The 12152-nt window shown below is 69.1% G+C and carries 13 protein-coding genes; 1 reads left to right on the top strand and 12 read right to left on the bottom strand.

Features of this window, described 5'->3' with window-relative positions:
- Positions 1–112 precede the first annotated feature (112 nt).
- From pufC to CH341_RS05050, 12 genes are all read right to left on the bottom strand, one after another.
- Positions 113–1162, bottom strand: a complete 1050-nt coding sequence (gene pufC / locus CH341_RS05105; RefSeq protein ID WP_111417953.1) for a photosynthetic reaction center cytochrome PufC — start codon at positions 1160–1162, stop codon at positions 113–115.
- A 2-nt stretch (positions 1163–1164) separates the two neighbouring features.
- Positions 1165–2136, bottom strand: coding sequence for a photosynthetic reaction center subunit M (gene pufM / locus CH341_RS05100; protein ID WP_111417952.1), 972 nt, complete (start codon positions 2134–2136; stop codon positions 1165–1167).
- 9 nt (positions 2137–2145) lie between these two features.
- Positions 2146–2970 carry a photosynthetic reaction center subunit L gene (pufL, locus tag CH341_RS05095; RefSeq protein WP_111417951.1) on the bottom strand — a complete coding sequence of 275 codons (825 nt, stop codon included), beginning with the start codon at positions 2968–2970 and terminating at the stop codon, positions 2146–2148.
- Between the two features lie 125 nt (positions 2971–3095).
- Complete coding sequence (pufA, locus tag CH341_RS05090; RefSeq protein ID WP_111417950.1) at positions 3096–3281, bottom strand: light-harvesting antenna LH1, alpha subunit; 186 nt, start codon at positions 3279–3281, stop codon at positions 3096–3098.
- A 12-nt stretch (positions 3282–3293) separates the two neighbouring features.
- Positions 3294–3497, bottom strand: coding sequence for a light-harvesting antenna LH1, beta subunit (pufB, locus tag CH341_RS05085; protein ID WP_111417949.1), 204 nt, complete (start codon positions 3495–3497; stop codon positions 3294–3296).
- Between the two features lie 126 nt (positions 3498–3623).
- Complete coding sequence (locus CH341_RS05080; RefSeq protein WP_111417948.1) at positions 3624–3848, bottom strand: hypothetical protein; 225 nt, start codon at positions 3846–3848, stop codon at positions 3624–3626.
- Between the two features lie 105 nt (positions 3849–3953).
- On the bottom strand, positions 3954–5402 hold the full coding sequence (gene bchZ / locus CH341_RS05075) for a chlorophyllide a reductase subunit Z (RefSeq protein ID WP_111417947.1): 1449 nt from the start codon (positions 5400–5402) through the stop codon (positions 3954–3956).
- Positions 5402–6961 carry a chlorophyllide a reductase subunit Y gene (gene bchY, locus CH341_RS05070; protein ID WP_425376150.1) on the bottom strand — a complete coding sequence of 520 codons (1560 nt, stop codon included), beginning with the start codon at positions 6959–6961 and terminating at the stop codon, positions 5402–5404. Before bchY ends, bchZ begins: the two co-directional genes overlap by 1 nt.
- Positions 6962–7062: 101 nt before the next feature.
- A complete protein-coding gene (locus tag CH341_RS05065; protein ID WP_111417945.1) occupies positions 7063–8055 on the bottom strand; it encodes a chlorophyllide a reductase iron protein subunit X in 993 nt (330 codons plus the stop codon).
- The gene (bchC, locus tag CH341_RS05060; RefSeq protein ID WP_111417944.1) at positions 8052–8993 is read right to left on the bottom strand and encodes a chlorophyll synthesis pathway protein BchC; all 942 of its coding nucleotides are present in this window, start codon (positions 8991–8993) and stop codon (positions 8052–8054) included. Before bchC ends, CH341_RS05065 begins: the two co-directional genes overlap by 4 nt.
- Before the next feature lie 98 nt (positions 8994–9091).
- The gene (locus tag CH341_RS05055; RefSeq protein ID WP_111417943.1) at positions 9092–10243 is read right to left on the bottom strand and encodes a methyltransferase; all 1152 of its coding nucleotides are present in this window, start codon (positions 10241–10243) and stop codon (positions 9092–9094) included.
- A gap of 143 nt (positions 10244–10386) precedes the next feature.
- Entirely contained in the window at positions 10387–11253 is an 867-nt protein-coding gene (locus tag CH341_RS05050) for a polyprenyl synthetase family protein (RefSeq protein ID WP_111417942.1), read from the bottom strand.
- 118 nt (positions 11254–11371) lie between these two features.
- Here CH341_RS05050 and CH341_RS05045 point away from each other — a divergent pair.
- On the top strand, positions 11372–12152 hold a 781-nt coding region (locus CH341_RS05045), incomplete at its 3' end, for a phytoene desaturase family protein (protein WP_170149479.1).

Below are 12152 nucleotides of genomic sequence, written 5' to 3'. Positions count from 1 at the left end.
CGGACACGAAAACGGCGCCGTCGGCCTTTCGGTCGACGACGCCGGTCTCGTGCGGTCCGCCGCATCGCCGGCGAGCCGCCCGTGGGCGACCCGCATGGCCATGCTCAGTCTCTCACTTCGCTCCCGGAGCGGCAGACGCCGTCCGCGCCGGAGTCGGCCCGACCAGGATCGGATAATCCTTGATCATGCTGGCGCCGTAGAGCGGCTTGTAGACACCTTCGTGGCAGGTGGCGCAGTTCACTTTCGCGACGTCTCCCAGCGGCCCGAGGCGGGACGCGGGGAACACCGGCGTGAGCGGCTCGAGGAATTGCGTGTTGATGTCACGCGTCATCCGGATGCCGTACCAGGCGGTGGCCCGTTGCGGAGTGCTCTGGTCCCACGCGAAGAAGGACCGCGAGTTGTGGCAGTACGTGCAGTTGACCCCCAGCCCCTTGGAGATGTGCATCATCAGGCTGTAGGTCCACTCGGTCTGCTTGATCGACGCCCGATTGCCCGCCGGAAGCGCCGTGCCGGAGATCACCCGAACATCCGCACCTTCCTTGATGAAGGGCGTGAACGGGTCGACCGGCAGCGCCGTGAGGCCACCCGCCGCCGAGGCGACGTTCTGGCCGGCGCGGTTGCCCGCCGCACCCTGCGCCGTCCGCGGAGCGTCGTTGTACCAGACGCTCGCCGGAACGGGCTGGCCGCGGTGGCAGGCCCAGCAGGTGACGCCCGTGTCGACCACGTGCGTCTTCCAGCTTCCGTTGATGTACCGGACCATCTCCAGCATGCGCCGGGAGACGATCTTGGTGTACGGGCGATCCGCGGCGAGATCGTTCTCGTCGTGGCAGTAGGCGCAGCCCTGCTCGGGCGACACCCAGGTCGTCATGTCCGTCATCAGCCTCAGGAACTCGTTGGCGTCCATGTCGCCGAGAACCTTGAGGTTGGTGTAGACCTCCGACGCCTTCTGACCGGCCTTGTCGGTCTCCGGCGCCGGCTCGGGCAGCTGATTGGCTCTCACCTTGGCCCGGTCGACCCGCGGATTGGAGTTTTCCTCCATCGCGAGTCCGCGATAGCCGCGTTGCACGCTGTCCACCGGTGGGAACTCGAAAGCGTAGTACACCAGCAGGAAAGCGAGGGCTGCGGAGATCCCGGCCAGCAGTCGCATCGTGAAGACGCTCATGGCTAGCCCCCCGGAATCAGGTTCGGGTCGGTCACGGACGGGAACACCGCGGGATACATCGGTGCCACGCCGTGCTTGACGGCCCAGAGATACCAATTGTCGACCACCGTGCCGGTCAGCAGGATTCCGATGCCGCCCGTCAGAGTGACCAGGACCGCGAACCACCAACCCCAGCGATGGATGGATTCCGCCGTGGCGTTGAAGCCCATGGTCCAGCGCCAGAACAGCGCCGCCCGCTCGTAGGCCGTTCCGCGATCGACGATCTGCTCGACCTCCCTCTCACCGCCGAAATGACTCACGGCCAGGATGGTCGCGCCGTGCATCGCGAAGAGCACCGCCGAGCCATACAGGAACGCGATCGAGAGCATGTGGAAGGGATTGTAGAACAGGTTGCCGTAGCGGATCGAGAATGCCGCCGTCCAGTCGAGATGCGGGAAGATCCCGAACGGAACGGCCTCGGCCCAGGCGCCCATCAGGATCGGGCGGAAGAAGCCGAGCGACAGGTACAGGAAGATCGCCGACGCGAACGCCCAGGCGAGATGGGTTCCCATCCCGAGCAGGCGTGCACGCCGATAGACCCGCACCCACCAGAGCAGGATCGAGAGCGTCAGGAAGAACCCCGCCATCAGCCACCATCCGCCCTCGTTGAGCGGCGGAATCTTGAGGCCGTAGGCGGGCGCCGGCGGCTCGAGAGCGAGCCACGGCAGTTGCCGGACGAACTGGATCGGATCCCAGTTCACCGAGGCGAACATGTTCAGGCCGATGATCTCGAACGCGATGAAGCCGCAGAGCAGCGAGGCGAGGCCGGTCCAACCGAGATAAACCGGTCCGACCTGGGCGTCGCCGAGCTTGCCCAGCCAGTAGGAGAAGAATCCCTGGCCCACCCTGTAGCCCGCGGTGCCTTCCAGCGGCACGCCGGCGTAGCCGGGACCCCGGATCTGCACCTGGGTGAAGATGTTCTGGTATTCAGCCATGGACCCCTCCTAGCGCCAGATCGGGAGGTCGAGCCACCAGCTCCACCACTCAGGCCAGCCGCGTGTCCAGAACGGGCCGCTGATGATGATGCAGATGGCGCTCCAGAACGCCGCACTGACCGCAAGGAACAGGCCGAGGCGATGAATGCCGAGCGTGCCGATCGAGTAGCCGATCGTGTCCCGGAAGATCGTGTTCTCGTGTTCCGCCCCCTTCACCACCTCGCCCGCCTGTGGATTGGCGGCCGAGACGATCAGGGACCCGTGCATGGCGAGCGCGAGCGCGTTCGTGAAGAAGAACGTGATCGCGATCATGTGCGCGGGATTGTAGTGGAAGTGCAGGTACTGGTACCCGACGTTCGACACCCAGTCGAGATGGCTCATGATGCCGTAGGGGAAACCGTGCCCCCAGGCGCCCATGAGCAGCGGCCGGATGACGACCAAGGCGATGTAAGCGAAGATGGCAAAGCTGAACGCGACCGGGATGTGATAGCCCATGCCGAGCTTGCGGGCGATTTCCGCCTGGCGCAATGCCCAGGAGCAGAACGCGCCGAGTGCGCACACGGTGATGAGCTGCCACAGCCCTCCTTCCCTGAGCGGTGCGAGCGCGAGCCCGTAGCTCAGATCCGGCGGTGCGATGTTGATCTGCCAAAGGTTCCAGGTCGGCCCGAGGGCCGCGCCCCAAATGATGAGTGCCGTGCCGAGGAAGGTAAAGAAAACCGTCGTGACTCCGAAGAAGCCGACATAGAACGGCCCCACCCAGAAGTCGAAGAGGTCCCCGCCGATCAGCGTACCTCCACGGACGCGGTATTTTCGTTCAAAACTGAGCATGGCCATTGTTGGGATCCCCCGATCGACACCGGCCGGCAGGCTCGCGCGCGGCCTGCCTGCTCATTGCACATCGGCGGCGGACGAGCCGAGCAAGGCGCCGACAGCTCGTCCGCCGTCCTTTCTGGTCGATCCTACTTCGCAGGCGGAAGCGGAGCGTTCTGGGCCGCCGCGGCGGGCTTCGCGCGCGGGGACTCGAGCCAGTTGAACCGGTCGGTGCTGAGCAGGATGAAGTGGATCAGCAGAGCCAGACCGAACAGGAACGTGAAAAGAGCGACCAGCGTACGACGCGGATCGAAAAGGAGCCAAGCGCGCCACATTGTTCTTCCCTCCTACGAAAGGTACGAGGCCAGGTGGCTGACCGCCACGTTCATGCCGTCGACGACCGAGGCGTTCTTCGCCCACGGACGCCACATCCACGCGAGGACGTGAGCGATCGCGGCGACGACGACGAAGCCGAGGAAGCTGGAGACGAAGACGCTGTGAAACTCCTTCGCTTCGGCTTCTGTCAGACCGGACAGAGACTTATCAGCCATGGAGATACTCTCCGATGATTGGCCTTGCGGCCGTTACCGCGCCCATCCCGCGCGGCTTGGGAAGTCGTGGCGAGCCACGACGATCTCTCGCCCGGCAAGACGCCGGGCGAAACTCGTGAGGAACCGTCATCCCATGAAGGCGAACGGGACATACTTGCAGGCGGCCGCGCGCGCCTCGGCGATGACGGACCTGTCCCCGGACTCCTGGCTCATACGCGCGACGCGCACCAAGAGCCGGCGCCCGATGGCCTCCAGCAGGAAGGCCACGAAGGCCGCCGCGAAGATCAACCGATAGTCCATGGTTTCCTTCGCGGTATGGCCCACCGAGAGGCGTTCCGTTCTCTCAGCCATGACGATACCCTCCTGTTGAATGATTGATCGCGGGCGCAGGCGCACCGCGTGAAACACCAAACGTCGAAATGACGGCGGTCGAGGCGCGGCGCGGGAGCGTGGCGGTCATGCCGGCTCTCCCATCGCCGTGGCGTTCACGCCGAGTACACGATCGGCGGTCACGCGCTCCTCGCCGGCATTGCGCGCACCGCGCTCGGCGGCGTCGCGCAGGCGCTTGGCGGCGGAAATCCGCACCAGCACCGGCTCGCGTTCGACCAGCCGGTCGAGCGCGATCTTGGCAGCGTCCTCCCACGGCAGCTCGCGGTGCAGGCGCGACGGAGTCGCCTCCACGGTGTCGAGCGTCGAGCCGAGCGGAAGGATGTGAAACAGCGCGTCGAACAGGGCGTTGCAGACCTCCTGCACCAGGTAGGTCGCGCCCGCATAGCCCATGAAGGGCGTGCCGGTGTGGCGCCGCACGATGGCGCCCGGAAACGAGGCCGGGATGAAGGCGGCGCGGCCGCCGATCTCGGCCAGATACATGCGCTCGTTATAAGAGCCGAACAGCACCAGCGGCGTCGTCTCGTGCACGGCCTTGCGGACCGCGGCGTTGTCGGTCTTCAGGCCGGCCGAGCGGGCGATCGCGAACCGGCACGGCAGCCCCATCTCCTCCTCGAGGAAATGCCGGACGCCGCGGGCGTAGGTCTCTGTCGCGACGATGCCGAAGCTGGCGGTGCCGAAGAAGTCCTGGGTCACCGAGCGCCACAGATCCCACAGCGGCTTCACGGTGGTGTGCAGCTCGCGGGCGATGAACGGCTCGGGATCGAGGCCGGTGAGCTCGCCCAGCTTGCGCAGGAACTTGGTCGTCGAGTGCAGGCCGATCGGCGCCTGCAAATAGGGCCGCTCCAGCGTCTCGCACAGCAGCCGGCCGAACTCGCGATACAGGCAGACATTGACGTCGGCGTCGGCGAGCCGCGGGATGTCGGCCAGGTGGCTGCCGAGCGGGAACACCATGTTCACCTCGGCGCCGATGCCCTCGACCAGACGCCGGATCTCGGCCAGATCGGACGGCATGTTGAAGGTGCCGTAGATCGGTCCGATGATGTTGACGCGCGGCTTCTCGCCGGGCTGGCGCGGCTTGCGGTCCGGCACCTTCTTGGGGCCGAACTCGGTCCACAGCCAGTTGATCGCCCGGTTGGCGCTCTGCCACTGGTCCTCGTCGATGGTGCGCGGCAGGAAGCGCCGGATGCCGGTGCCTTCCGGCGTCACGCCGCCGCCGATCATCTCGGCGATCGAGCCGGTGACGACCACGGACGGCAGGTCCGGATCGAGCGTCCTGTGAGCGCGGCTCATCGCGGCTTCGGTGCCGTGCTGGCCGAGCTCGGCCTCGGACAGGCCGGTGACGACGACCGGCAATTCGTGCGGCGGCAGCGCGTCGGTGTAGTGCAGGACCGCGGTGACGGGCAGGTTCTCGCAGCCCACCGGGCCGTCGATGATCACCTGCAGGCCCTTGATCGCCGTGAAGGCGTAGACCGAGCCCCAGTAGCCGCCGGCGCGATCGTGATCGAGGAGGAGCATCAGATCATCTCCTCCGACTTGCGCTTCTTGGCCTGGGCGGCGAGCTGGCGCCGCATCTTCTCGCGGTATTCGGGACGCGGCTTCGGCACATCCTCGAAGACGCCCGCCGTGTCGCCGGTGCCGACGCCGCGGAACAGTTCCGTCATCGCGTCGAACCGCGCCTTGTTGGCCATCGCGGTGGTGCAGACGGCGGCGAGCGAGCCGGCGCCGGCGACGCCCATCAGCGGCCGCGCCGAGATCAGGTTGGTGAAGTACAGCGCCGGGATGCCGAGCTGCTTGGCGTGCTGCACCACCGGCGTGGTGCCGATCGCCAGATCGGGCGCGAAGGCGTCGACCGCCGCGATGTCCTGCTCGAGCGAGGCGCGGTACTGCACCTTCACGCCGCGCGCCTCGAGCCAGTCGCGGTCGCCGTCCGACCAGCGGGTGCGCGGGCACGCCGTGCCGACATACGGCACCTCGGCGCCGCTCTCGATCAGCAGCCGCGCCACCAGGAGCTCGGAGCCCTCGTAGCCCGACAGCGTGATGCGGCCGCGCACCGGGCAGGCGGCGAGCGCGGCGCGGATCGCCGGCAGCATCCGGTTCTTGACGCCGTCGATCTTGTCCTTGGCGACGCCGCAGGCCGCGCCGATGGCGTCGAGCCAGGCCGCCGTGCCGTCGTATCCGACCGGCGCCGAGCCGACGACGCTGCGGCCGGCCGCCTCGAACTCGCGCAGCGAGGCCGTGTAGAACGGATGGATCGCCGCGACGACGGCGCAGTCGAGCGCCGCATAGAGCTCGCGCCACTCGCGGGTCGGCACCACCGGGCCGGCGGCGAGGCCGAGCGGCTCCAGCATCATGCCGATGCCGATCGGATCGGCCGGGAACATCTCGCCCAGCAGCGTCACGGTCGGCTTGTCGCTCTTGCCGGCGCGCGGCGCCTGCACGGGCCCCTGCTCGGCCTCGGCGCGGGCATAGGCCAGCATCGCGCCGGCCAGCACGTCCTTGGCCTCGGCATGGGTCGGCACGCCGAAGCCCGGCACGTCGATGCCGATGACGCGGACGTCGTTGATGGTCTTGGGCAGCAGCTGCAGCGGCACGCCCGAGGCGGTCGGGACGCACAGATTGATGATCACGACGGCGTCGTGATGGGCCGGATCGGCGAGCTTGTGCACCGCCTCGTGGATGTCCTCGAACAGCTTTCCGGTGACCAGGGTCTCGGAGTTGAACGGGACGTAGCCGACGCTGCGGCGGGCGCCGTAGAAATGCGACGTGAAGGTGAGGCCGTAGACGCAGCAGGCCGAGCCGGACAGCACCGTCGCGGTGCGCCGCATGCGCAGGCCGACGCGCAGCGAGCCGAAGGCCGGGCACATCGACTGCGGCTGGTCGTGCGGGCCGACCGGATAGTCGGCGGCGTAGCGATCGAGCGTCTCGGACTTGCCGGCCGCGGCCGCCGCCTTGCGCATCTCGGCGACCCCGGCGTGACAGCCGACGCCGTCACCGGACGTCGGGGCGGCGGCGGCCCGAGGCTCCGTCGCGACGACCGCCTCGGCGGTCGCGGGCGACGCAGCGCCGTTCGACAGCGCCACGGCAGCGGCGGTGTCGTAGATCACCTCCGCGCTGGCGGTCGTCACGGCTGCAGTCTCGGGTCGGCCTTCCGACATGATGCTTGGTGTCTCTCCGGTCAGACGGTGTCGTAGATCACTTCGAGCGACGGCTTCGGCACGAAGCTGCCGCCCCGCATGTCCTCCTGGGTCGCCGGCAGCAGCACCACGTCGCGGCCGACCGTGTCGCCGCTGAACAGTCCCAGCAGCGTGTCCTGATTGAGCGGCTTCGGCCGTTGCGGCGGCGCCTCGGCGACGTTGAGGGCCAGCGTCTCGAACAGCGGCGCCCATTCGGTGCCGGGCCGTCCGACGATCTGATAGGCCGCGCTCTTGCGGCGGATGTCCTCGTTGGCCGGGATGGCGGCGAGCACCGGGATGCCGACCTTCTCGGCGAAGGCGTGCGCCTCGCCGGTGCCGTCGTCCTTGTTCACCACCATGCCGGCGACGCCGACATTGCCGCCGAGCTTGCGGAAATACTCCACGGCCGAGCAGACATTGTTGGCGACGTAGAGCGACTGCAGGTCGTTGGAGCCGACCACGATGACCTTCTGGCACATGTCGCGGGCGATCGGCAGGCCGAAGCCGCCGCACACCACGTCGCCCAGGAAGTCGAGCAGCACGTAGTCGAAGCCCCACTCGTGGAAGCCGAGCTTCTCCAGCAGCTCGAAGCCGTGGATGATGCCGCGGCCGCCGCAGCCGCGCCCGACCTCCGGGCCGCCGAGCTCCATGGCGAAGACGCCGTCGCGCTTGAAGCAGACGTCGCCGATCGACACCTCCTCGCCGGCGAGCTTCTTCTTCGACGAGGTCTCGATGATGGTCGGGCAGGCGCGGCCGCCGAACAGGAGCGAGGTCGTGTCGCTCTTCGGGTCGCAGCCGATCAGCAGGACGCGCTTGCCCTGCTGGGCCATCATGTAGCTGAGATTGGCGAGCGTGAAGCTCTTGCCGATGCCGCCCTTGCCGTAGATCGCGATGATCTGCGTGGCCTTGGCCGCGCCGGTCGGAACCGGATCGGGCTCGATCGCGGCTTCGGCACGCAGGCGGTCGGTCATGTCGAGCGGCACAGACGCGTTCATGCGTACCCTCTCCAGTCAAGGATCATCTTGAGGCAGGTGGGATCGTTGAACGCGGTGCGGTACGCGGTCGGCGCGTCCGCGGCATCGCATCGGTGCGTGATCAGACCGTCGAGCGAGAGGCGCCCCTGCTCGATCAGGGTGCGGACGGCGGCGAGGTCGGGCTCGCGCCATTCGGCGGCGACCCGGATTAAGATCTCCCGCATGAAGGCGGGCGGGAACGCGAAGCCGAGCGGCTCGCTGTAGAAGCCGGCGAGAACCACCTGGCCCTGCGGCGCCAGCCGCGCGATCAGCGTGTCGAGCAGCTTGGAGTCGCCACTCACGTCGTAGATCGCCTTGTAATCACGTCGCGGATCCTCGGACGGATCGACGACCCGGTAGCCCTGCGCGCCCTGGGCGCGGCCGGCGTTCCGCTCCCACACGGTAGGCGGCTCCCCGCCCGCCAGCACCGCCAGTCGGGCGAGGAGACGACCGAGGACGCCATGCCCGACGATGAGATCCGGCGGCGTCCGATCGGCCCCCGCCATGGCGTGGTGCGCAGTCGCGGCCAACGCCATGAGGACGCCTAGCTCGTTGAGATTGGAAGCGATGGGAAGCGCGCGGGCGCCGGGCACCACGACCCGCCGCGCAGCGCCGCCGAACAGACCGCGCACCTCGCCGAAGCAGCGCGCGCCGGGGACGAACACGTGCTCGCCGACCTGCCGTCCGGAGCGCTCGCCCGCCGACGAGATCCGCCCGACCGACTCGTAGCCGGGCACCAGAGGATAACCGAGCCCCGGGAACGGCGGCATCCGGCCCGACCAGAGCAGACGCTCCGTGCCGGTGCTGATCCCGCTCCAGTCGATATCGACCACCACATCCTCGTCGCCGGGATGGGAGAGATCGAGCCGACTGAGCACGAGGCGCTCAGGCTCCTCGAGGACGACCGCAACTGTGTCCATAGGCGTCTCTAGCCGTGGCGCAAGCAGGCTTTACAACCGATCTGAAGTGTCAGCCTACGCTTACTCATCCCTATGTCAAGTCGTATTGTCAGGTGCGCTCAAGCACCCTGTGCGTCCGCGATAACCAATTGCATAAGAAGAGGATTCCGCGTCCTGACGAGGCGCGGCCGGACGAAGCCGGCAGCGTCCAGAAGGCTGTACAGCGCCTCTGGCGTGCGCGGCCGGCCACGCCCCATCGCCAGTAGGTAGAAGCCGAAATAGGCCTCGCCGGCCGGCTCAGCGCCGGGTGCTCCCGCCATCGGTTCGGCGATCATCACCTGCCCCCCGGCCGGCAGCGCCCGCCGGGCGGCGCGCAGCAGGGCCAGGACCGTCTCGTCGTCGTGGTCGTGCAGGACCCGCACGAACGAGATCGTGTCGGCACCGGCCGGCAGCGGGTCCCGCCGAAAGTCGCCGCCATGGACCGCCACCCGCCCGGACAGGCCCGCCGCGGCGAATCGCTCGCGCGCCCGCTCGGTCACGGCCGGCAGGTCGAACAGCATCAGATCGAGGCCGGGATGGCGGGCTCCTACGGCGCCCAGGAAGGCCCCCTCCCCGCCCCCGACATCGAGCAGGCGACGTCGCCCCCCGAGCGGCGCGGCGGCCAGGACCTCGTCGGCGATGAAGGCCTGGGTGGCCGCCATCAGGCGCGAATAGGACGCGACGTGCTCGGCCCCGAGCGCGCCGGGCTCCGGGCTCGCCGCATAGGCCCAGTAGCGCGACAGCGCGGTGTCGCGAAGTTCGCCCTTGAGCAGCGCCACCGGGTCGGCGAGGTCGGCATAAAGGAGCGCATGGTGCTCGATCATATCGGCGAGGCCGCCATTGCCGAGCAGCGCCGCGCCGTGGACGCCGAGACCCCAGCGGTCGGTGCCGCAGGCCTCGACCAGGCCGAGCGTCGCCGCGGCGGCGAGCAGGCGGCGCGCCGCGTCCTCGGACAGTCCGGTGCCGCCGGCGATGGCGCCGACCGTCAGCGGCCCGGCAGCGAGGCGGTCGAACAGCCGCAGCCGCACGCAGGCGAGCAGGATCTGGGAGTAGACGAAGCCGGCGCAGAGATCGAACAGCGCCCTCGTGCGGCGCCGCGCGATCGGCCGGGTGAGCGGGAAGGAGGCGGCGAAGCGCTGGAATCGCGGCGAGGCGAGCAACCGGTTGCGCAGCCCGAGCCACCGCTCGCGCCAGACCGAAGGGACGTGCTCCTGCGGCGCCGGGTTCTTCACTTCGCCGTTCTCCTTCTGCGCGACCGCGACGAAAGGCGCGCGGTCGGACGCTGCGGTGAGGTCGGGTGACGAAGACGGTTCGATGAACGCCGAATGGCCGGGACGGGCCCGGCCATGATCGTGACGGAGGGCCGCCGGCCGCCTCAGGCCGCCGCGGCCGCCAGGCGCTTCGGCACCAGCCGCTTCGCCTCGGACTGGATCAGCGAGCGCAGGTCGCCGGCGCCCGGGCAGACCGGGATCGCCGCGATGGCGCCCTTCACCAGGTCCTCCAGGCGATGCATCGCGCCACCGATGCCGAGATCCCGCACGGCGCTGGGCCGGCCCAGGGTGGCGTCGCGGCCGACCGGCTTGCCGAGCTCCTCCTCGTCGGAGGCGGCGTCGCGCAGGTCGTCGGCGACCTGATAGGCGAGGCCGAGCTGCGCGCCGACCACCCGCCAGGGCTCCGGATCGGCGCCGGCCGCCGCGGCCCCCAGCATGGTCGCGGCCGCGAACAGTGCGCCGGTCTTCTGCTCGTGATACTCGACGAGATCGCAGAACGGCTCGCATTCCCAGGCTTGGCCGGCCGCGATGCCGCTCGGCATGCCGACCGACTGGCCGACGATCCGCATCACGTTGGGCAGGCGCTCGGGCGAGCAGGTGACGTAGGAGAGGGATTCGAACGCCATCACGATCAGCGCGTCGCCCGCCAGCACCGCGATCCGCTCGCCGAAGGCGCAGTGGACCGAGGGCTTGCCGCGCCGCAGCGCGGCGTCGTCGAAGCACGGCAGGTCGTCGTGGATCAGCGAGGCGCAGTGCAGGAGCTCGATCGACGCGGCGGCCGCGTCGGTGAGGCCCGGCTGGTCGTCGCCACAGGCGTGCGCCGCGGCGAGGCAGAGGCGCGGCCGTACCCTGGCACCGCGGGGAAACACCGCATACCGCATGGCCGAGGCGAGCTTCGAGGGCGCGGCGGGCGTTTCGGCCCGGGCCAGAGCTGCGTTCAGAGCCTGCTCGATCCGTGTGCTACTATCCATGCGCTACCCCTGATGACGGCGGGCAAAGATATGTAATGATCCATTGTCATGCGAAACTGTCACGCAGTATAGACACCCAGGCATCGAACTCAACGGTATTTCTCCGGATCGGGCGAGCGTGGCGGGCGACACCGCAATCATCGTAGGCGCCGGAACGGGAGGCCTCGCGGCCGCGCTCGATCTCGCGCTCGCGGGCTTCGCCGTCACCGTGGTCGAGGCGGCGGCCGGCCCGGGCGGCAAGATGCGCGAGGTGCCGGTCGCCGGCCGCCGCATCGATGCCGGCCCCACCGTCTTCACCATGCGCTGGGTGTTCGAGGAGCTGTTCGCCGCGGCCGGCACGGCGCTGACCAACGAGCTGATGCTGAGGCCGCTCGAGATCCTGGCCCGCCACGCCTGGAGCGAGACGGAGCGGCTCGACCTGTTCGCCGATCCGGCCCGCTCGGCCGAGGCGATCGGGATGTTCGCAGGGAGCGCCGAGGCCAGGCGGTTTCGCGCGTTCTGCGCCCGCGCCGCCCGCATCTACGACACCCTGGAAGGTCCGTTCCTGCGCGACACCCGCTGCCGCAGCCCGCACGACCTGATCCGCCGGCTCGGCCTGCGCCGGCTGCCCGACCTGCTGGCGATCTCGCCCTTCGCCACGCTGTGGGGCGAGCTCGGCAAGCACTTCCACGATCCGCGCCTGCGCCAGCTGTTCGGCCGCTACGCCACCTATTGCGGCTCGTCGCCCTTCCTGGCGCCCGCCACCCTGATGCTGGTCGCCGATGTCGAGCAGCAGGGCGTCTGGGTGATCGAGGGCGGCATGCACCGGCTGGCCGAAGCTCTGGTGCGCACGGCGGAGCGCCACGGCGTGCGCTTTCGCTGGCAGACGAGCGTGAGCGAGGTGCTGGTCGACGGCGGCC

The sequence above is a fragment of the Rhodoplanes roseus genome (assembly GCF_003258865.1).
In the GTDB taxonomy this organism is placed as follows: Bacteria; Pseudomonadota; Alphaproteobacteria; order Rhizobiales; family Xanthobacteraceae; genus Rhodoplanes; species Rhodoplanes roseus.
Note: the sequence above shows the minus strand (reverse complement) of the source record. Positions and strands in the feature narration are given on the sequence as shown.